This is a genomic window from Bradyrhizobium sp. SZCCHNRI2009 (genome assembly GCF_032485115.1).
In the GTDB taxonomy this organism is placed as follows: domain Bacteria; phylum Pseudomonadota; class Alphaproteobacteria; order Rhizobiales; family Xanthobacteraceae; genus Bradyrhizobium.
Genome location: NZ_JAUEUH010000001.1, coordinates 1,369,887 through 1,389,997, shown reverse-complemented (window position 1 = coordinate 1,389,997; position 20,111 = coordinate 1,369,887). Strand labels below are relative to the sequence as shown.

The following is a 20,111-nucleotide window of genomic DNA, read 5'->3' as shown; positions in this document are numbered from 1 at the left end:
TGTATGCGGCAACATTTGCATCGGGGTGCTGCATCCACGCAGCGCAGGAAGTCTGACGAAACGCTTAACCCCTCATGGGAGGATTTGAGAGCATTTCTGCTCTGTACGCGTCACCGCAGCTTCCGAAACGCGGCGGATGTTCTCGGACTGACCGGCACAACCCTGATGCGCAAGATCGACCGGCTCGAGGAAGAGCTCGGATGCAAGCTCTTCATCCGTGATCAATCCGGCTTGTCGCTCAGTGACGAGGGACGATCGTTGCTGTTCGACGTCGAGCAGATGGAGCGGCTGAGCTTCAACATCTTCCGGCGCGCTTCGCTGTCGACCGACACTCAGGGGTCGGTGCGCGTCGCCGTGACCGAAGGCCCCGGCAATTTCTGGATCCTGCCGCGACTGATCGATTTCCAGAAGACCTATCGCAGGATCACCGTCGATCTGAGCTGCGCGATGCAGCAGGCCGACGTGTCGCGGCTGGAGGCTGACATCTCGATCCAGTTCGAACGGCCGACCAACCCTGACGTGATCGTTGCAAAGCTCGGCCGTCTGCACATCTACGGCTTCGTGTCGGAAGCCTATCGCGACGCGCATGGACTGCCGACATCGCTGGCGGAGCTCAAGGATCATCGCATCATCAAGCAGCACGGCGTGCAGCTCGACGAGACCGGCTATGCGCGCATCCTCGGCTTGGAGTCCCTCGAAGGCATCGTCGGCATCTCAACCAATTCGAGCGTTGCCGTGCTTTACGCGGTCGAGCGCGGCGCCGGCATCGGCTTTCTGCCGACCTCGGCGGTCGCGCTCGGGGCGCCGCTCGTTCCTGTCGATCTCGGCATCAACTACCACATGGATCTGTGGCTGACCTATCACAAGGAGTTTCGCAACTCCGACCGGCACAAGGTCGTCATCGACTGGTTGAAGCGCATCTTCGATCCGAAGGTCCATGCCTGCTTCCGGGACGAGTTCATCCATCCGCTGAATCTCGTGCCGCTGATGGCGCCCGCGCGGGATGTCGTCGGCTTCAACGGCTACGTCGCGCCGAAACCCGTATGAGGAGCTACCATTTGAACTCGACGCCGAGCGTGCCCTGATGCGATTGCAGCAGCGAGCGAAGCTTCGCATCGTAGTTGAGATAGAGGCGTGCCGTTCGATTCAGGGATAGCGACAGTGCCGCGCCGGCGTCGGCGCCGTAGCGGCCCTCGCCAAGGCCCTGCAGCGTGATGCTCTGCGGACCGAGGCTGACGGTCACCGCGCCGAGATTCTGGCTGAAATTGTCGACCAGCTTGCCATAGGCCGAGACGTCGAGGATCTTGCCGTCGACGATGAAGTAGCGGCCGAACTCGGCGCCGACGAGAACGCGGGCGCGCTCCAGCGAGGTACCGCTGACCGACAGCGGATCGAGCCCGCCCGCCTCCTGGAATGCCGCCGTCGTGGCGCGCGTGTATTCGAAGGCAAGCTTCGGAACGATCCGGCTCTCACCGATGCTCCAGTAGTAGTCAAGCTCGCTCAGCACGCCCGTGATGTGGGCGCCGTAGACCGACGTCGCCGTACCGAGGCTGGTGTCGCGCCGCGCACTGATCCCGCCGAAGCCATGGACGACCGCGATCGCCCAGGTCCAGGGTCCCTGGTCGACCGAGGCGTTGAACCCGAACTGTGTGAGATCGAGCGTCGCCGCTTGCAGCGCCAGCGGCAAATCGACCCAGGTCCGGCTCTGGTCGACGGATAGTCCGACATTCACGCCCGGCATGAGACGCATGCCGATACCGGCGACGCCGCCCCAAGTCGTCCTCTTGTCGCCGGCGAAGTCGCCTTGCGCATTGCTGCGGACGGTTACGCCATACATCTCGCCCCAGGTCCGGAACCGAGGCTGTTCCGAAGCCTCCGGCGCGCCGCCGCCGCCGGGATTGCTCCGCTGCAGCCGGGTGACGCCCTGTGTGGCCTGAGTACCGAGGCGTTCGAGGAAGCTCGAGCCGAGATCGAGCACGGTTCGGTCGGCCGAGCGTTCGGAACTGATCGCGCCCGGTGCAGGACTGGGCAGCGGGCTCGGCGTTGGTGTCGGGCTTGCGGCGATGCTCGGCAGGCTGGCCTGCGCGGCGCACGGCGAAGAAGCGGCGACCAAACCGAGCCCGCCGATGAGCAGCATCGCCCCGGATGCGCCGCTGCGCATTCGCCAACCCAGCCTGGCCTGAGACGCCCCGCGCATCGATGCCCCGTTCGCCGCCCGCTCAAATTCGCTTCAATATTGCAGCGATGTTCTGCCCGCAGTTCCCGATCGCGGTCAATGAGGATTGCCATGTCGCGGCTGCCCTGCAAGGATTTGTGGTTCCAGCGCCACAAGCCACGCAGTTGCAGCAGCAGCCGGCGACGCGACGCCGCGACGCGTTCTCATCAGTCCGCCAACCTTGATATCGGCGGAAAATCGTGTTGCAATCTCCCGTACAATCGGATTGGCCGTTCGACTGTGCGTTTCGCGACTTCGGAAATTGAGCAGATCCCGGGAAGCCCGTTTGTGGCGTGGCACGCGCGAGCGTGGCCGCGTCTTTTTTTCGTCTAGACGAGGAGACAGCGATGCCGACCTACAAGGGCAGCGTGAAGTGGTTCAACCCGACCAAGGGATATGGCTTCATCAAACCGGCTGGCGGAGACAAGGACGTGTTCGTCCACATCTCGGCCGTGGAGCGTGCTGGACTGACCACGCTCAACGAGAACCAGACGATCGAATATGATCTGGTGGAGAGCCGCGGCAAGACGTCGGCAGAGAACCTGAAGCTCTCGTGAGCATCGTCCCGGCGGAGGGCGCCACAGCGCGGGTTCGTAAACCAACTCACGAGCTCCGCGTCACGCTCGCTCGCCGCGGATGATCAGACTTCGTCAGCCTTGATGTACCCCGGCCCCGCCGGGGATTTTTTTCGTCCGGCGACAGCTACCGGACGACGGGCCAGATCAGCGCGTGATCGCCCTGCTCCACGGACGACGTCCGGCAGAGATCGCCTTCGAGCCGCACTAGGCCCTTGGCCAGCAGCTTCAGCGCCTCGGGATAGATGCGATGCTCGACGCCGAGAATGCGCGTCGACAGGGTGTCCGGCGTATCGTCGTCCCTGACCACGACCGCGCCCTGCATCACGATCGGACCAGCATCCGTCTCCGGAATGACGAAATGCACGGTGGCGCCTGACAGCTTGACGCCGGCACGCAGCGCCTGGCCGTGCGGATCAAGGCCGGGGAACGACGGCAGCAGCGACGGATGAATGTTCAGCATCCTGCCATACCAGCGCTGCACGAACTCCGCCGTGAACAGGCGCATGAATCCGGCCAGGCAGATGATCTCGATGCCGCGTGCATCGAGCGCCTGCTGCAGTCTGGCTTCGAACCCTGCGCGGTCCTTGCCGAACGGCTTGCTCTCGATGATTTCGATCGCGACGCCGCTTTCCTGCGCTTTCTGCAGTCCGGCCGCATCGGCTCGGTTGGAGATCACGATGGCGACCTCGGCCGGAAAATCCGGCTGCGACGCCGCGTGGATCAGCGCGGCCATGTTCGACCCACGGCCCGAGATCAGGATGGCGACGCGGCGCTTCATCGGCTCACCCGTCTCACAGAGCCAGATCGAGGGCGCCGGTGTAGATCACCCGCTCGTCGCCTGTCGCAGCAACGACCTCGCCGAGCCGTGCGACGTGCTCGCCATTCGCGGTGAACACCTCGATGACGGCATCGACGGCCTCGGCCTTGACGATCGCGATCATGCCGATCCCGCAATTGAAGGTACGCAAGAGCTCGCGCTCTGCAATGCCACCCTGCTCCGCCAGCCATTTGAAGACCGGCAGCACCGGCAGGCCCGTCAGGTCAATCGAGACGCCGAGATGCGTCGGCAGCACGCGCGGAATGTTGTCGGTGAAGCCGCCGCCCGTGATGTGTGCGAGCCCCTTCACCGCACCGGTCTCGCGGATGGCGCGAAGGCACGACTTCACATAGAGCCGGGTCGGCGTCAGCAGCGCCGCGCCGAGAGTCAGGACCGGCGCGAACGGTGCCGGCGCATCGAAGCCGAGGCCGGACTGGGCGACGATCTTGCGCACCAGCGAATAGCCGTTGGAGTGGACGCCGGAGGATGCGAGCCCCAGCACCACGTCACCGGCCGCGATGTCGGGAGACGGCAGCAGCGTCCCACGTTCCGCCGCGCCGACCGCGAAACCGGCAAGATCGTAGTCGCCGTCCTTGTAGAGGCCCGGCATTTCCGCGGTCTCACCGCCGATCAGCGCGCAGCCGGATTCCCGGCAGCCTTCGGCGACACCGGCGACGATCGACGCCGTCGCCTCCGGGTCGAGCTTGCCGCACGCAAAGTAGTCGAGGAAGAACAGCGGCTCGGCACCCTGCACGACGAGATCGTTGACCGACATGGCGACCAGGTCGATGCCGATGCCGCCATGCAGCCCGGTCTCGATCGCGATCTTCACCTTGGTGCCGACGCCGTCGGTTGCCGCGACCAGCACCGGATCCTTGAATCCGGCGGCCTTGAGGTCGAACAGGCCGCCAAAGCCGCCGATCTCGGCATCCGCGCCGGCGCGGGCGGTTGCGCGCACCATGGGCTTGATCAGATCGACCAGACGGTTTCCGGCATCGATATCGACGCCCGAATCTGCATAAGTGAGCCCGTTCTTGCGCTCGGTCATGGTAAAAACCCCTAATCTGGCCGCTGGTTACGTCGGAATCCGGCCGCGCGCAATGGCTCGCAAGGGGCTCGTCCCCATACTATCTAGGAACGGACCGGTTCGCCCTGTTTCGGAATCGGATTGTCTTTTGATCGAGTCGTCGTCGGGACCCGCTGCGTGACCATTCCCCACAGTATCCCCAATCTGATCACGCTGGGTCGAATCCTGCTGGTTCCGATCGTCGTCTGGGCCATTGCGGCCGGCCAGATGGAGATCGCATTTCTGGTCTTCGTGGTCGCGGGGGTGAGCGACGCCGTGGACGGCTTCCTGGCCAAGCGCTTCAACCTGCGGTCCGAGTTGGGAGCGCTGCTCGATCCTCTCGCCGACAAGGCGCTGCTGGTCTCGATCTTCGTCACGCTTGGCATCTGGGGCGCGATCCCGCGTTGGATCGTGATCCTGGTGGTCTCGCGCGACATCATGATCGTCTCGGCGGTGATCGTGTCCTGGCTGTTCGACCGGCCGGTCGCGATGAAGCCATTGATGGTGTCCAAGCTGAACACGGTCGCCCAGGTGGGATTCGCGGCGCTCGTGCTGGCCTCGCTCAGCTTCGGCTTCGAGCCCCAGCCCTACGATGTGGTGCTGATGGTGCTGGTCACCGTCTTTACCCTCGTGTCGGTCGGGCTGTATCTCGTCGACTGGGTGCGCCACATGAGCACCATCGAGGTCCGGTGATCCTCCGCGGAGGGCCCGTCCCGACCTCACGCACCACACGATACGGAGCAATTCGATCTTGGCCGGCCATATCCCCCCTCGTCAGCTGGCCTTCGCGCTGCCGCATGCGGAGAGCCTGACGCGGGACAATTTCTTCGAAGGTCCAGGCAACGCGGCCGGGCTCGCTCTGGTCGACGCCTGGCCGGAATGGCCGGCGCGGACCATGTTCCTGGTCGGCCCCGACGGCTCTGGCAAGAGCCACCTCGCCGCGATCTGGGCCGAGCGGGCTGGCGCCCGATCCCTGTCCGCGCATGCCCTCGAGGCGAGCGTGGTCCCTGGGGCACTCGCCACCGGCGCGCTGGTGCTGGAGGATCTGACGGCCACCGATCTCGACGAGCGAGCGCTGTTTCACCTGCTGAACCTCGCCCGCCAGGACGAGGCCTTCGTGCTGATCACGGCGCGCGAGGCCCCGGCGGCCCTGCCCATCGCCCTGGCCGATCTGAGGTCGCGGCTGCGCGCCGTCCCGGTCGTTACGCTGCTGCCGCCCGACGACCAGCTGTTCCGCGCCTTGATCGTCAAGCTGGCCGCGGACCGGCAACTGGCGATCGACGAGACCGTGGTCAGCTATCTCGCAAGCCACATCGAACGGTCCTACGCGGCCGCCCGCCAGACCGTCGCACTGCTGGACGACGAGTCCCTGCGGCTCGGACGGCCGGTCACCCGGGCGCTGGCGGCGGAGCTGCTCCGCCCGCTGTGACCCGCGACCATCTTGACGGCGGACGGGCACGGAACCCCAATGGTGCCGGCAACGTCATCCCCTGGTTACCCAGATTGGGCTACGGTCGACCGTTCGCGACTGGTTCGCGACTGGATGGATATGGATCGAATTCCGATGGATACCGAGCAAGTTACTGAAATCTCAGAGAAAGAACCGGTCTCCGCGCCGTCCATCGAGATTGCCTCGAGCCCCGAGCGATTCATCAATCGGGAATTGTCCTGGCTTCACTTCAACCGCCGCGTTCTGGAGGAATCGGTCAATCCGCGGCATCCCGCCCTGGAGCGGGTGCGCTTTCTGTCGATTTCCGCCAACAACCTTGATGAATTCTTCATGGTGCGCGTCGCCGGCATCCGCGCCCAGGTCCGCGAGGGCATCGCCGAGCGCAGCCCCGACGGGCTGACGCCGACCGAGCAGCTGAAGCTTATCAACGAGACGGTGTCGCAGCTCGCAATCGACCAGCAGGCGATCTGGCGCGACCTGCGCAAGTTTCTCGGCGAGCTCGGCATCGTGCTCGTCGACGGTCAGGACGTCACCAAGAGCGAGCGCGCCTGGATCGAGGACCACTTCCTCGCCAACATCTTCCCGCTGCTGACGCCACTCGCGATCGATCCGGCGCATCCGTTCCCATTCATCCCGAGCCTCGGCTTCACGGTGGCGCTGCAATTGATCCGCTCCGCCGACGGGCGCCCGATGAACGCCCTCATCCGCATGCCCGGCAAGATCGACCGCTTCATCCGCTTCCCCGGCTCCAAGGATGGCGTGATCCGCCTGATCACCCTGGAACAGGCGACCGGCCTGTTCATCGGCCGGCTGTTTCCGGGCTACACCGTGAAGGGCCAGGGCGCCTTCCGGATCATCCGCGACAGCGAGATCGAGATCGAGGAAGAGGCCGAAGACCTGGTGCGGCTGTTCGAAACCGCGCTGAAGCGGCGCCGTCGCGGCTCGGTGATCCGGCTCGAGATCGAGGCCAACATGCCGGAGGAGCTGCGCCGCTTCGTGCAGAATGCGCTCTCGACCACCGATGACGAGGTGTTCCTGGTCGACGGCGTGCTGGCGATGAACGAGCTGTCGCAACTGACGCGCGTCGACCGGCCCGACCTCGAATTCGCACCCTATGTGCCGCGCCATCCCGAGCGTGTCCGCGACCATGGCGGCGACATCTTCGCCGCCATCCGGCAGAAGGACCTGATCGTCCATCACCCTTACGAGTCGTTCGACGTCGTCGTGCAGTTCCTGCAGCAGGCGGCGCGCGACCCGGACGTCGTCGCGATCAAGCAGACGCTGTACCGCACCTCCAACAACTCCCCGATCGTGCGCACGCTGGTGGAAGCTGCCGAAGCCGGCAAGTCGGTGACAGCGCTGGTCGAGCTCAAGGCGCGTTTCGACGAGGAGGCCAACATCCGCTGGGCCCGCGATCTGGAGCGCGCCGGCGTGCAGGTCGTCTACGGCTTCCTGGAGCTGAAGACGCATGCCAAGCTGTCGATGGTCGTGCGCCGCGAGGGCGGCAGCCTCACGACCTATGTCCACACCGGCACCGGCAACTATCATCCGGTGACGGCGCGCATCTACACCGACCTGTCCTACTTCACATCGGACCCGGTGATCGGCCGCGACGTCACGCGGGTGTTCAACTACATCACCGGCTATGCCGAGCCGATCGACATCGAGAAGATGGCGGTGTCGCCGCTCACGCTTCGCAAGCGCATGATCGAGCACATCCACGGCGAGACCAGCTTCGCCCGCCAGGGCAAGCCGGCCGTGATCTGGATGAAGATGAACTCGCTGGTCGATCCAGACATCATCGACGCGCTGTATGAGGCCTCGCAGGCCGGCGTCTCGATCGAGCTGATCGTGCGCGGCATCTGCTGCCTGCGTCCCGGCCTCCCCGGACTGTCGGAGAACATTCGCGTCAAATCGGTGATCGGCCGCTTCCTCGAGCATGGCCGCATCTACTGCTTTGGTATGGGTCAGGGCCTGCCGAGCGCCAAGGCCGCCGTCTACATCTCCTCGGCCGACATGATGCCGCGCAATCTCGACCGCCGCGTCGAGGTGCTGTGCCCGCTTCAGAACCCCACCGTCCATCAGCAGGTCCTGGAACAGATCATGGTCGCGAACCTGAAGGATACCGAGCAGAGCTGGCAATTGTTGCCGGACGGGTCGTCAACGCGTATGAAGGCCGCGAAGGGCGAGGAGCCGTTCAACCTGCACAATTACTTCATGACGAATCCGAGTCTGTCCGGCCGTGGAAAGTCGCTCAAGGAATCATCGCCGCGCCGGCTCACGCGCCGGAATGAACGCCCTCCTTCATAGGGGCTGTCTGCACCGGGGCCTTCTGCAACGGGACATGCCGTGGTGAAGCGGCCCGGCACGAGGTCCGCCAGCGTCGGTGTCATCGACATCGGCTCGAATTCGGTCCGTCTCGTCGTCTACCAGGCGATGGAACGCAGCCTCGTGACCGTGTTCAACGAGAAGGCGCTGTGCGGGCTCGGTCGCGAGGTCCAGACCACCGGCCTGCTCGCGGCCGATGCCGTCGACAAGGCGCTGACCGCGCTGAAGCGCTTCCGCGCGTTGTGCAAGGTGCAGCGGGTGGGGCAAGTGCATGCCATCGCGACCGCCGCCTGCCGCGATGCTTCGAACGGCGCTGATTTCATCGCCAAGGCCGAGAAGATCTGCGGCGTCCCGATCCAGATCCTCACCGGCCCCGAAGAGGCGCGCTATTCGGCGCTCGGTGTCATCTCCGGCATTCACAAGCCCGACGGCATCGTCGGTGATCTCGGCGGCGGCTCACTTGAGCTGATCGACGTGCGCGGGCACCAGGTCCGCAGCGGCGTCACCCTGCCGCTCGGCAGCCTGGCGCTGCAGGATCTCGCCGAGAAATCGCTGAAGAAGGCGCAGCGGATCGCGAGCGAGGCGCTGACCGACCTGCCGCAACTGCTGGCCGGCCAGAACCGCACCTTCTATGCGGTCGGCGGCACCTGGCGCGCGCTGGCGCGCATCCACATCATCCAGAGCGGCTATCCGCTCGGGGTGATGCACGGCTATGCGATTCCGGCGGCCGATGCGCTGGCCTTCGTGCGCCGGCTGCGTCGTCTCGTCGCCGCCGACATGCTGGCCGACATCGAAGCGATCGCCGAGGCGCGGCGCCCGCTGCTTGCCTATGCTGCGCTGGTGCTCGAGCACATCATCCGCGTCGCCAGGCCGACGACCGTCGTGTTCTCGACCTTCGGCGTGCGCGAGGGCCTGCTCTACTCCAAGCTTCCAGACGCCGAGCGCGCCAAGGACGGGCTGCTGTGCGCGGCGCAGGGCCTCAACGAGCTGTTGTCGCGCTCGGCCCAGCATGCCCGCGAGCTGATCGACTGGACCGACCGCCTGTTCCGCGTGATGCACATCCGCGAGACCGAGGACGAGCGCCGGCTGCGGCACGCCGCCTGCCTGTTGTCCGACATCGGCTGGCGCATGCATCCGGACCACCGCGGCGAGCAGACCTACGGCATCGTTCTGAACGGCAATTTCGGCTCGATCAACCACGAGGGCCGCATCTTCGTCGCGCTGTCCGTGTTCTTCCGCTACGAGGGCCTGCGCGACGAGGCGGCGGCGCCTGCCCTTACCGAGCAGCTGAGCCCGGCCCAGATCGATCGTGCGCGCCTGCTCGGCACCGCGTTTCGCGTCGCGCATCTGATCTCGGCGGCGCGGCCCGGCGTGCTGCCAGCAACGCATTTCCGCACCCAGGACCGCAAGCTGATGCTGGTGTTCGAGCACCAGATGGTCGACCTCGTCGCCGACCGCGTCGGCGGACGCTTCAAGCAGCTCGCGCGTCTCGTCGGCCGCTCCGGCTCGATCGTGCGCAGCTAGATCCGGATCAGGACCGCCGAGCGCCGACCGAAATTGCGATCATGCGCTTGGCGATGACGCCATAGACCTTGCGCCAGGCCTGCTCGACCTCATCATTCCAATGCGGACCAAGTCCTTTGGCGAGGCTCCACAATAGTGCTTCGCCGACCACCGGATAGTGCTCAGGCCGGACTCCATAGCGCGCATGATTGCGGCCGAGGATGTCGGTGCTCGACAACAGACCAGTCGTCTGATCGAGGCTGCCGACGAGGACCGCCAGGGTCGCGATGAAGTCCCGTTTCAGCACGTCCATGTCGGCGGGAAACATCGCCCGACATTCCGGCGCGAGCTCGAAGACGCGGTCATAGAACGTCGTCGTCATCTGTGTAGCATTGGCAAATACCAAGTCGAACGACGACTTGACGTGCGCAATCTCATCTGCAGTCAGCATGCGCAAGTCCAATTCGAAACAATTCCAATCATGGCCCGATCAGTGGAGCTCGACGTGGTGGTGTCGCGGCGGCGCGAACGGGTTCAAGATTATAAGAAACAGAGGACCGCGCCCTGCGGTACCTGGCAAAGGCGCGGCACCGTGCCGCAGCACTGTGGATTGGCTTGTGATCCTGCCGCGACGATGGCTGGCCGACTCAGTGATCGGAGACGGTAACGGCAACAAACACGACGGCCATCGTGCTTCTCACAGGCCATCGGAGGACGCCGACGCGCCGGCCGCCGACCGGCGCCAAGGCCGACTGATCCGTTGGATCGCGCAGACGGCCGCCGATGCGAATGGCGGCCGTCCGCGTCAGCCGACGCCTGGCTCACACCGCGAGATTCATCCAGACGGATTTCGGCTCCGTGAAGTTGTCCAGCGCGGCCGTGCCGTGCTCGCGGCCCAGTCCGGAGTCACGATCGCCACCCCAAGGCAGCCGCACATCGGTGTAGCCATAGGTGTTGATCCACACGGTGCCAGCGCGCAGGCGCTTGGCGAAGCGATGGACGCGCCCCATGTCGCGGCTCCAGACGCCGGCGGCCAGGCTGTAGGCCGTGCCGTTCGCCATCCGCAGCGCCTCGGCCTCGTCCCTGAACTTGATCACGCTGACCACGGGTCCGAAGATCTCTTCCTGCGAGATCCGCATGTCGTGCGTGACGCCGGCGAAGACGGCGGGGCTGACGAAATAGCCGCGGGCGGCCGCGCGCTGGCCGCCCGTGACGAGCGTGGCGCCTTCGTTGCGTCCGATGTCGACATAGTCGAGGATCGTCTTCATCTGCCGTTCGGAGATGACCGGTCCGAGCGAGGTTGCGCGATCGAGCGGATCGCCGATCCGCAGCGCCCGTGCGCGCTCGGTCAGGCGCTCGACCACCTCGTCATACACGCGCTCGTGCACCAGCACCCGCGATCCGGCCGAGCACACCTGCCCGGTGTTGAAGAAGATGCCGCTGGCCGCAGCCTTCGCGGCGGCCTCGATGTTCGCTTCGTCGAAGATGATGTTGGCCGACTTGCCGCCGAGCTCGAGCGAGACGCGTTTGAAGTTGCCGGCCGCCGCCTTCATGATGCCGCGGCCGACGCCGGGCGAGCCGGTGAACGTGACCTTGTCGACGTCGGGGTGGTTGACCAGTGCCTCGCCGACGGTGCGCCCGGGGCCGGTCACGATGTTGAGAACACCGGGCGGCAGTCCGGCTTCGAGCGCGAGCTCCCCGATCCGCAGCGCCGACAGCGACGTCAGCTCGGCGGGCTTCATCACGACGGTGCAGCCGCAGGCCAGCGCCGGCGCGAGCTTCCACATCCCGATCATCAGCGGGAAATTCCACGGCACGATCGCCGCGACCACGCCGACCGGCTCGCGCACCGTATAGGTCAGCGCATCATCGCGCGTGGAGACGACTTCACCGCTGATCTTGTCGGCCCATCCGGCGTAATAGGTGAGCGTATCGATGGCGGCGGGAAGATCCTGGCGCAGGATCGCCGACACCGGCTTGCCGGCATCGAGGCTTTCGAGCTCGATGATCTCGTCGGCATGGTCGCGCAACAGCTGCGCCCATTTCAGCAGGATCGCGCCGCGCTCCGCCGCACGCATCGTTCGCCACGGCCCTTCGAAGGCCTTGCGGGCCGCGGCGACTGCGAGATCGACATCCTCGGCATTGCCCTCGGCGACCGTCGCAATCGCCTGCTCGGTTGCAGGATTGAGCGACGTGAAGGTGCGTCCCGAAACCGAGGGAACATGCCTGCCGCCGATCAGGAGCTGGAACGGCTTCGTCAGATAGGACGTCCCCCTCGAGCCGCGCTCGTAATCATATGCAATCGACATCATATTTCCTCCGTTTGTTGTATACCAATGAAGGTAAGAACAAATATCTGTTCGTAAATATGATATCTGTTGCCTATGGCCGGCGGTCATATGAAGCCGACTTCACAAGCGGGCACTGATGTTGCGGATCGCGATCGAACCTGTCTGGCGCTTCTACAAGGACGACGGCCCGCAGAGCATCGTCGTGATGCTCCGCGTGCTCAGTGAAATCGGGAGGACGGGCAAGATCACCAGCGCGGCCAGTGACGCGCATCTGTCCTATCGTCACGTCTGGAATCTGATCGAGCAGTGGTCTGAATTCTTCGGCGTGCCGCTGGTCGAGACCCAGCGCGGCAAAGGATCGAAGCTCACGGCGTTCGGCGACAAGCTGGTCTGGGCCGGCGAGCGCATGCAGGCTCGCCTCGGCCCGCAGCTCGACAATCTGGCGCAGGAGCTGGTGACCGAGATCAAGCCGTTCCTGCAGCCGCATCCTGGCGTGATCCGCGTTCACGCCAGCCACGGCTTTGCCGTCGCCAAGCTGCGCGAGCTGTTGGATCGCGAGTCAGGCGTCGGGGTCGATGTCCGCTATGTCAGCAGCCAGCATTCGCTGGCCTCGCTGGCGCAAGGCGAATGCGACCTGTCGGGACTGCATCTGCCGCGCGGCGAGCTGCGTGCCCAGAACATCCAGGCCTGCCGGGATTGGCTCGATCCCAAGCAGGACTGCGTCATCAGCTTCGTGACCCGCGAGATGGGGCTGATGGTCAAGCGCGGCAATCCGCTGTCCATCCGTTCATTGGCCGATCTTGCCGACGGCAGGGCGCGCTTCGTCAATCGCGATCATGATTCCGGCACCCGCCTGTTGTTCGATCAGTTGCTTGCGTCACAAGGCATCGACGAAACCAGCATCAATGGCGCGCAGCAGATCGAGTTCACCCATGCCGCCGTCGCCGCCTATGTCGCGAGCGGCATGGCCGACGTCTGCTTCGGCGTCGAGGCCGCCGCGCGGCAGTTCGGGCTCGACTTCATCCGTATCCTCACCGAGGATTATTTCTTCGCCTGCCATAAATCGTTTCTGGAAACCGACCCGATGCGGCGGGTGCTCGAGGTGATGAAGGGCGACGAATTCCATCGCGCCGTCGCTGCCCTGCCCGGCTACCAGCCAGCGGCCACGGGATCGGTCCACACCGTCCGCGAATTCCTCGATCGGTTGGATGCGGAGTCCTGACGCCGCCCGGTCGGATGCGGCGCGTCCTGACGATCAGCTACGGCAGATCGACGCCGCGCGCCGGCACCGGCTGCAGCTCGGTCTCGGCCTGACGCTGCAGCGCGCGGCCGCGCCAGATCGAGCCGGCGATCAGCACCACACCGGCGCCGATCAGCGACATCAGCGTCTCCATGACATCGACATGGCTCGCGAGATTGGTCTTGCCGGCGAACAGCGCCGAGGTCGCCTCGATGTTGATGAGGACGGTGCCGTCGAGCAGATGGTGCAGCATCGGCTCGATCGCGGGATCGGTCGCGATCACCTCGCCGGCCACCCAGCCGAGCAGCATCGCGCCGAGCCAGACCAGCACCGGGACCCGATCGAGCACCAGCATGATCAGCGCGGCACCCGCGATGATCAGCGGGATGCTCATGGCAAGGCCGATGATCAGCAGGGACGCCTGGCCGTTGGCGGCCGCAGCCACCGCGATCACGTTGTCGAGGCTCATCACGAGGTCGGCGAGCGCGACGATGCGGACCGCATGCCACAGCGTCGTGCCGGCCGCGATCTCGTCGTTCTCGTCCTCGGGCACCAGCAGCTTGGCGGCGATCACGATCAGCGCCAGCCCGCCGATCAATTTCAGGTATGGCAGCGCCATCAGGGTGGCGACGATGCCGGTAAAGGCGATGCGCAGTGCGACGGCAATGCCGGAGCCGGCCACCATGCCCCAGAAGCGATGCTTGCCGTGCAGGCCGCGGCAGGCGAGCGCGATGACCAGCGCATTGTCGCCCGACAACAGCACGTTGATCCAGACGATCTTGCCAAGCGCGAGCCAGAAGCCCGGGCTCTGCAGGTCGGCCTCGAATTGAGCGAGCACATGGCCGAAGCTGGCGGAATCGGCGAGTTGCGATAGCCAGTTCACGGCCGGGCCTTTCAGATAAGTTCAGCGCAGAGCACGAAGGTCGTGCGGCTGAGGGGGCCCTCAGCCGCACGAGGATCGATCAACCGACGATCTCGTTGCCGGAGAAGAACTGCGCGATCTCGATCGCTGCCGTTTCCGCCGCGTCGGAACCGTGCACCGAGTTCTCGCCGATCGACTTCGCATGCAGCTTGCGGATGGTGCCGTCGGCCGCCTTCGACGGGTCGGTGGCGCCCATCACGTCGCGGTACTTCAGGATGGCGCCCTCGCCCTCCAGCACCTGGACCACGACCGGGCCGGAGATCATGAAATCGACCAGTTCGCCGAAGAATGGCCGCGCCTTGTGCACGGCATAGAAGGTCTCGGCCTGATCGCGGGTCATGCGGATGCGCTTCTGGGCCACGATCCGCAGGCCGGCCTTCTCGATCAGCGCGTTGATCGCGCCGGTGAGATTACGCTCGGTCGCGTCGGGCTTGATGATCGAAAAGGTGCGCTCAATCGCCATGATATCGTCCTTGGAGGTGCGGGATTTCGGTGAGTTGCGGGCTTATATCGACGCGATCGGCCGACGGCAAGCGACCGGGGCCCCTGCCGGAGCGCGACGCCTTACGACAATTTCACAATTCTGAACATAGTCTGAAGGCTCCGTGCCACCCGTGTTCAGCTCGAAGCTCCTAGGGTGTTGGCATCGGGCGAGGACGAGCCAGCAATACGACCGGTGGCCGCCCTCTCCCAGCCTCATCCGTCGGACAATTTCGGCGCCACCAGCGCTGTCATCCAGGAGACGATCATGTTGCGCAAACTCTCCCTCATCGCGGCGGCCACCGTTGCCCTCGGCGCAGCCGCCCTCGCCCCGACTGCCGCCTCGGCTCACTGGCATGGCGGCTGGCATGGGGGCGGTTGGCACGGAGGCTACGGCGGATGGCACCGTCCGTTCTACGGCCCGCGCTTCTTCGTCGGTGGCCCGGTCTACAGCTACGGCTATGGCGGCTGCTACGTGCGCCGCGTGGTTCCGACCCCGTGGGGACCGCGCTGGCGGTGGATCAACCGCTGCTATTGATACGAGCCTCGGCGCGGCACCCGCCCCCCGCCGCACCGAACTCGCGTCGCCCCGGCGTCTCCCCCACGCCGGGGCTTTTTTTGTGCATTTTCAACCTCATTTCGGGGTCTTCCGGTCGGGAGCGGGAAACAAATCGAGCGGTCACGACTTGTTACGGCATCGTCCTGCAACTGCTCGTGGAACTCCCTCATGTCTGGCCGCACCGCCGATTTCAGCGAGGCGCTCGATCGCAAGACCAGCCGGTCGATCTGCGAGGCCGTCGGCGAACGCCTGCAACGCAGCCTGCCGCCGGACGGCTCTCGTCTGCCGGCTCAGCTTGCGGACCTGATGAACGAGTTGCGAAAGCGCGACGAGACCGGGATGGGCCTCTCCGGCCGCTGAGACCGCGACAAAGCGGTTGCCTTTGGCCGCGCGCGCGGTGACAAGGCGCGCATGCTTTCCATCACCGACATCTCCATCCGCCTCGCCGGACGGCTTCTCATCGACCAGAGCTCAGTGCAGATTCCGCCCGGCGCGCGCGTCGGACTGGTCGGCCGCAACGGCACCGGCAAGTCGACCCTGTTCAAGGCGATCCGCGGCGAACTGTCGCTGGAGACCGGCAGCATCACCGTGCCGCCGCGGTGGCGCATCGGCAGCCTGGCCCAGGAAGCCCCGAGCGGGCCCGAAAGCCTGATCGAGGTGGTTCTCCGGGCCGACCTCGAGCGGCATGCGCTGCTGCAGGAGGCCGAGACCGCCCATGACGCACACCGCATCGCCGAGATCCAGACCCGGCTCGTCGACATCGACGCGCATTCCGCCCCGGCGCGCGCGGCCGCGATTCTCAGCGGCCTTGGATTTTCCGCCGCGGATCAGGCGCGAGCCTGCGCCGAATTCTCCGGCGGCTGGCGCATGCGGGTCGCCCTCGCGGCCACGCTGTTCGCCGCGCCCGACCTGCTCCTGCTGGACGAGCCGACCAACTATCTCGACCTCGAGGGCACGCTGTGGCTCGAGGATCATCTGGCGCATTATCCGCGCACGGTGATCGTGATCAGCCACGACCGCGATCTCCTGGAAACCTCCGTCGACCAGATCCTGCATCTCGACCGTTGCAAGCTCACGCTGTATCGCGGCAGCTACTCCTCCTACGAGGAACAGCGCGCCACCCGCGAGATGCTCGATGCCAAGGCGGTCAAGCGCCAGGAAGCGGAGCGTGCGCGGCTGCAGGCCTTCGTCGAGCGCTTCAAGGCCAAGGCCTCGAAGGCGCGCCAAGCGCAGTCCCGCGTCAAGATGCTGGAGCGGATGAAGCCGATCACCGCGCTCGTCACCCAGGACGTGCACGAGATCACCTTCCCCGCACCGGAGCGACTGCTGTCGCCGCCGATCATCGCGGTCGACAACGCCTCGGTCGGCTACGATCCCGCGCAACCGGTGCTCAACAGAGTCACCTTACGCATCGACAATGACGACCGCGTCGCATTGCTCGGGGCCAACGGCAATGGCAAGTCCACGCTGGTGAAGCTGCTCGCCGGCCGGCTCACACCGTTTTCCGGCAAGGTCACGCGCGCCGACAAGCTGTCGATCGCCTATTTCGCCCAGCACCAGCTCGATGAGCTGGACGAGACCGGATCGCCGTATAGTCACGTGCGCCAGCTGATGGGCGATGCGCCGGAATCGAAAGTACGCGCGCGCGCCGGCGCGATCGGATTTTCCGGCAAGGCCGCCGACACGCTGGTGAAGAGCCTGTCGGGCGGCGAGAAGGCGCGGCTGCTGCTCGGGCTCGCGACCTTCTTCGGCCCCAACATGATCATCCTGGACGAGCCGACCAACCATCTCGACATCGACAGCCGCGCCGCGCTGGCCGAGGCGATCAACGAATTTCCGGGCGCCGTGATCATGGTGTCGCACGATCGTTATCTGATCGAGGCCTGCGCCGACCGCCTCTGGGTCGTCGCCGACCGCACCGTGAAGACCTATGATGGCGACCTCGATGACTACAGGCGCATGGTCTTGTCGACGCGCAGCACGCCGGCCCGCGACAACGAGCGCTCTCAGGTCGCCGAGAAGACCGAGCGGCCCCGCAGCGACAACAAGCGCAGCGGGCTGAAGCAGAAGATTGCGGCAGCCGAAGCCGAGATCGCCCGTATCACCGAGATCATCGCCAAGATCGACGGCGCGCTGTCGCTGCCCGACATCTTCACGCGCGACCCGAAGCAGGCCGCGCAATTGTCGAAGGCGCGGGCCAATGCCGCCGACGCGCTGGCGCGCGCCGAGGAGCAGTGGCTGGAAGCCAGCACGCTGCATGACGAGGCGGGGAGCTGAAGCGCCCCGAGCCTCGGATCGGCATTCGGCCGAAAGTCGCCGATAGCTTGGCTTTCAGCTGCTTCCAAGCCGAATGTCTTCACGGTCGGCGGCTAGCACGGCTGAATGCGGGATCGGAGCGAGCGACCGGATCAATTGGTTCGCTGGAACAGGTCGGCACCCGGCAGATTGCCGAGATCACCGTTGGGCTGAATGTAGAAGAGATTCCAATTCGCCCGAAGTTGATTGCCGCCGACTTGGCCTCTCCAACGCGTGATGGAATTGCACTGAGCAAAAGTCACGACCAGCATAACGGCGCTGCCGGCGGATCTGCCGGATACCGGATAGGGAATACCCTGGCACGCGAACCCAGATGCGTTGTTGGTGAATTGCCCTCGCACCTGCCCATCGGTGACTGACCAGATCTCGAGAACCGAGCCTCGTTGATTGGTCCATCTCGACGGCGCCGGCAGGACGTCGGCACGCGCAGCAACCGACGAAACCACGATAATCATGCCTGCGAAAAGATACTTGCTGAAGAACCACTTCATGGCGCGCCTCGCTATGCCCAGAGCTAGAGGTAGCAACGATGACTACATACATCCATAAGATTGAAAGCGCCATTGTAGCAGATTCAAAATTGCTCTACTTTTGGTAGATGAGGTTGATGTTTGAGGTTCGATTGAGGCGATTCAGGAGGACGAAACATGAACAAGCAGCTTTACGCTCGACTTGACGGCTTGCTCTACGACGTCTGCGTCAAGGCCGGTCAAAAGGTGAAGACCGGTGAGGTCCTCTACGTCATCGAGGCGGCCAAATCACAACTGTCGGTGAAAGCTCCCTACTCCGGGACAATCAGTCAGGTCAGGCGCAAAGCGGGCGATACGTTGAACGCGACCGATGTCGTGATGGAGCTGGATGCGGAGGACGCGGCAGCTTAATCGTCGCCGAAGTTCGGAGTCCTCTGCAGATGGATCGGCGACGACGCGCCGTTGTAGACCGTCGCTCGATCCAGCACGCGCTCGGCCTCGGCGGACGGCCAGGATCTTTCGATCTTGGGCCGCTTTCTGTCGAAGGCGCATTGCAGCCCCTCCGGGAGATCCGACCAGAACGGCACGAAGGACAACACGATCAGGGCTCGGTCTTCGCTCGAATTGTTCGCATGGGATGCGTGAAGGAGCCTGCCGTCGCGAACGATGAGATCCCCCTTCCGAACAGCAACATCAACTTCGTCTGGCCTTGTGGAAACCAGCACGTCGTCGACATGCAGAACCCGATCGGGATGTGTCGGCCTGCCCTCGATCAATGCATGTAGATCGTTCTTGCGCCGATGACTGCCGGGAAGCACGCGCAAGCATCCGTTTGCGGCACTCGTGTCGGTCAAATAGTACATGAAATAGAGAATTGGAGGCGTGGCGCCGTAACTCACGGCGCTCGACCAGCCCCACCAATCCTGGTGCCAGTGCAGCCTCGGACATCCGGCCGGCTTGGAGATCAGAAATCCAGCAAAGAAGCGCGCATCGCGGTATCCGGCGCGCTCCAACAATTCATATTGTGCATCGAAGAGAATGATCGGCGCGAAATCGACCGAAAAGTTGACCGAGACAACAAGCCCGAGATGGGGCTCCGCTCTCGCCTCACGACTGGCCCGAGACTTGATTCGATTGCCGGCCTCCAACAATTCGCGAGGAAGAAAATCACGGCGCACCGCATACCCGGCCTCCTCCAACTCGCGACGGAGGCCGGTTATTTGCATGGCCGCCTCCCGCCGTCAGCTCGTCCGCTTCTTCGCCTTCGGCTTCGCCACCTTCGGCGCCGGTCCCGGATCGGGCGCGCGCTCGACCGAGGTCAGGCGGCCGGAGCTGAACGTGTAGACGCCGGCGCGTGCGCCGCGCAGCCAGGTCACCGTGGCCACGCGCTCGCCGCCATTGCTCGAGATGTTGACGTTGTCGGGTGCACCGATGCCGCGCACCACGTCGCATTCGGTGTGGCCGAGTGCGACGGTGCCGCCGGCAGCCGGCGTCGCGGCGGCGGGATCATTCGCCATCGCGTTCGCGCCCGCAGCATCGGCCGCAGGCGCCATGCCCGGGCATGCGCCTTCGGCGCTCACAAGATCCTCAGCCGTGACCGGCTTGTCCGGCGTCAGCGGCGGCGCGTCGATCGAGATGTTTCTGATGAACAGGCGCTGCGGCCGGTTGAACCACTCGGCGTCCTTGGACAGGAAATCGGGCGTGCTCGAGCATCCGGCGACGACCGGGGCAAGCACAAGGAACGCCAGAGCGCGCGTCAGCTGTTTGGTGTGGTCTCGCACGATGAACCTTGCTGAATTGCAACCTGTGGACACTCTAACGTGTTGTCCCAACATCACTTTGCGGCACGTTCGTGACTTTGCCAACGCTCTGCCGG

Annotated in this window: 21 protein-coding genes; 11 read left to right on the top strand and 10 right to left on the bottom strand. The window is 65.0% G+C overall.

Annotation, left to right across the window (positions count from 1 at the left end):
* Positions 1-3 precede the first annotated feature (3 nt).
* Positions 4-1,047 (top strand): LysR family transcriptional regulator, encoded by a 1,044-nt coding sequence (locus tag QX041_RS06275; protein ID WP_315749972.1) that lies wholly within the window; start codon positions 4-6, stop codon positions 1,045-1,047.
* Between the two features lie 4 nt (positions 1,048-1,051).
* On the opposite strand, the gene QX041_RS06270 is transcribed toward QX041_RS06275, so the two are convergent.
* Positions 1,052-2,197, bottom strand: a complete 1,146-nt coding sequence (locus QX041_RS06270; protein WP_316164712.1) for an autotransporter outer membrane beta-barrel domain-containing protein — start codon at positions 2,195-2,197, stop codon at positions 1,052-1,054.
* Positions 2,198-2,562: 365 nt separating this feature from the next.
* Here QX041_RS06270 and QX041_RS06265 point away from each other — a divergent pair, with 365 nt between their 5' ends.
* The gene (locus tag QX041_RS06265; RefSeq protein WP_315712366.1) at positions 2,563-2,772 is read left to right on the top strand and encodes a cold-shock protein; all 210 of its coding nucleotides are present in this window, start codon (positions 2,563-2,565) and stop codon (positions 2,770-2,772) included.
* A gap of 145 nt (positions 2,773-2,917) precedes the next feature.
* Here QX041_RS06265 and purN read toward each other — a convergent pair whose 3' ends face one another.
* Entirely contained in the window at positions 2,918-3,571 is a 654-nt protein-coding gene (gene purN, locus QX041_RS06260) for a phosphoribosylglycinamide formyltransferase (RefSeq protein WP_315712367.1), read from the bottom strand.
* A 13-nt stretch (positions 3,572-3,584) separates the two neighbouring features.
* Entirely contained in the window at positions 3,585-4,658 is a 1,074-nt protein-coding gene (purM, locus tag QX041_RS06255) for a phosphoribosylformylglycinamidine cyclo-ligase (RefSeq protein WP_315826802.1), read from the bottom strand.
* Between the two features lie 156 nt (positions 4,659-4,814).
* Between purM and QX041_RS06250 the strand changes: the two genes are divergently transcribed.
* The 4 genes from QX041_RS06250 to ppx all read left to right on the top strand — a co-directional run bounded on the left by QX041_RS06250 (position 4,815) and on the right by ppx (position 9,978).
* Positions 4,815-5,369, top strand: a complete 555-nt coding sequence (locus QX041_RS06250; RefSeq protein ID WP_315712371.1) for a CDP-alcohol phosphatidyltransferase family protein — start codon at positions 4,815-4,817, stop codon at positions 5,367-5,369.
* A gap of 58 nt (positions 5,370-5,427) precedes the next feature.
* Complete coding sequence (locus tag QX041_RS06245; protein WP_316164711.1) at positions 5,428-6,105, top strand: DnaA ATPase domain-containing protein; 678 nt, start codon at positions 5,428-5,430, stop codon at positions 6,103-6,105.
* Between the two features lie 135 nt (positions 6,106-6,240).
* Positions 6,241-8,436, top strand: a complete 2,196-nt coding sequence (locus QX041_RS06240; RefSeq protein WP_315749965.1) for an RNA degradosome polyphosphate kinase — start codon at positions 6,241-6,243, stop codon at positions 8,434-8,436.
* Between the two features lie 42 nt (positions 8,437-8,478).
* The gene (gene ppx / locus QX041_RS06235) at positions 8,479-9,978 is read left to right on the top strand and encodes an exopolyphosphatase (RefSeq protein ID WP_316164845.1); all 1,500 of its coding nucleotides are present in this window, start codon (positions 8,479-8,481) and stop codon (positions 9,976-9,978) included.
* Positions 9,979-9,985: 7 nt separating this feature from the next.
* On the opposite strand, the gene QX041_RS06230 is transcribed toward ppx, so the two are convergent.
* Together QX041_RS06230 and QX041_RS06225 are read right to left on the bottom strand one after the other, a co-directional pair.
* Positions 9,986-10,408: a globin family protein gene (locus QX041_RS06230; protein WP_315826801.1), complete on the bottom strand. Its 423-nt coding sequence runs from the start codon at positions 10,406-10,408 to the stop codon at positions 9,986-9,988.
* Between the two features lie 370 nt (positions 10,409-10,778).
* Positions 10,779-12,266 (bottom strand): aldehyde dehydrogenase family protein, encoded by a 1,488-nt coding sequence (locus QX041_RS06225; RefSeq protein ID WP_316164710.1) that lies wholly within the window; start codon positions 12,264-12,266, stop codon positions 10,779-10,781.
* A gap of 118 nt (positions 12,267-12,384) precedes the next feature.
* Between QX041_RS06225 and QX041_RS06220 the strand changes: the two genes are divergently transcribed.
* Positions 12,385-13,470: a substrate-binding domain-containing protein gene (locus tag QX041_RS06220; protein WP_315749963.1), complete on the top strand. Its 1,086-nt coding sequence runs from the start codon at positions 12,385-12,387 to the stop codon at positions 13,468-13,470.
* Between the two features lie 37 nt (positions 13,471-13,507).
* Here the strand turns inward: QX041_RS06220 and QX041_RS06215 are convergent, their stop codons facing one another.
* Positions 13,508-14,371, bottom strand: a complete 864-nt coding sequence (locus tag QX041_RS06215; protein WP_316164709.1) for a TerC family protein — start codon at positions 14,369-14,371, stop codon at positions 13,508-13,510.
* Positions 14,372-14,450: 79 nt separating this feature from the next.
* Positions 14,451-14,873 (bottom strand): nucleoside-diphosphate kinase, encoded by a 423-nt coding sequence (gene ndk, locus QX041_RS06210; protein WP_315712380.1) that lies wholly within the window; start codon positions 14,871-14,873, stop codon positions 14,451-14,453.
* A 285-nt stretch (positions 14,874-15,158) separates the two neighbouring features.
* Here ndk and QX041_RS06205 point away from each other — a divergent pair, with 285 nt between their 5' ends.
* The 3 genes from QX041_RS06205 (at position 15,159) to QX041_RS06195 (ending at position 17,726) form a co-directional block, all read left to right on the top strand.
* The gene (locus QX041_RS06205) at positions 15,159-15,428 is read left to right on the top strand and encodes a sulfur globule protein precursor (RefSeq protein ID WP_315712648.1); all 270 of its coding nucleotides are present in this window, start codon (positions 15,159-15,161) and stop codon (positions 15,426-15,428) included.
* 189 nt (positions 15,429-15,617) lie between these two features.
* The gene (locus QX041_RS06200) at positions 15,618-15,809 is read left to right on the top strand and encodes a hypothetical protein (RefSeq protein WP_316164708.1); all 192 of its coding nucleotides are present in this window, start codon (positions 15,618-15,620) and stop codon (positions 15,807-15,809) included.
* A 51-nt stretch (positions 15,810-15,860) separates the two neighbouring features.
* Positions 15,861-17,726, top strand: a complete 1,866-nt coding sequence (locus tag QX041_RS06195; protein ID WP_316164707.1) for an ABC-F family ATP-binding cassette domain-containing protein — start codon at positions 15,861-15,863, stop codon at positions 17,724-17,726.
* A 131-nt stretch (positions 17,727-17,857) separates the two neighbouring features.
* Here QX041_RS06195 and QX041_RS06190 read toward each other — a convergent pair whose 3' ends face one another.
* Entirely contained in the window at positions 17,858-18,256 is a 399-nt protein-coding gene (locus QX041_RS06190) for an avidin/streptavidin family protein (protein WP_316164706.1), read from the bottom strand.
* A gap of 156 nt (positions 18,257-18,412) precedes the next feature.
* On the opposite strand from QX041_RS06190, the gene QX041_RS06185 reads away from it, so the two are divergent.
* The gene (locus QX041_RS06185) at positions 18,413-18,646 is read left to right on the top strand and encodes an acetyl-CoA carboxylase biotin carboxyl carrier protein subunit (RefSeq protein ID WP_315712384.1); all 234 of its coding nucleotides are present in this window, start codon (positions 18,413-18,415) and stop codon (positions 18,644-18,646) included.
* Here the strand turns inward: QX041_RS06185 and QX041_RS06180 are convergent.
* Together QX041_RS06180 and QX041_RS06175 are read right to left on the bottom strand one after the other, a co-directional pair.
* Complete coding sequence (locus QX041_RS06180) at positions 18,643-19,461, bottom strand: phytanoyl-CoA dioxygenase family protein (RefSeq protein ID WP_315749959.1); 819 nt, start codon at positions 19,459-19,461, stop codon at positions 18,643-18,645. The two genes, QX041_RS06185 and QX041_RS06180, sit on opposite strands and share 4 nt — an antisense overlap.
* A 15-nt stretch (positions 19,462-19,476) precedes the next feature.
* Entirely contained in the window at positions 19,477-19,971 is a 495-nt protein-coding gene (locus QX041_RS06175; protein WP_315750042.1) for a hypothetical protein, read from the bottom strand.
* Between the last annotated feature and the right edge of the window lie 140 nt (positions 19,972-20,111).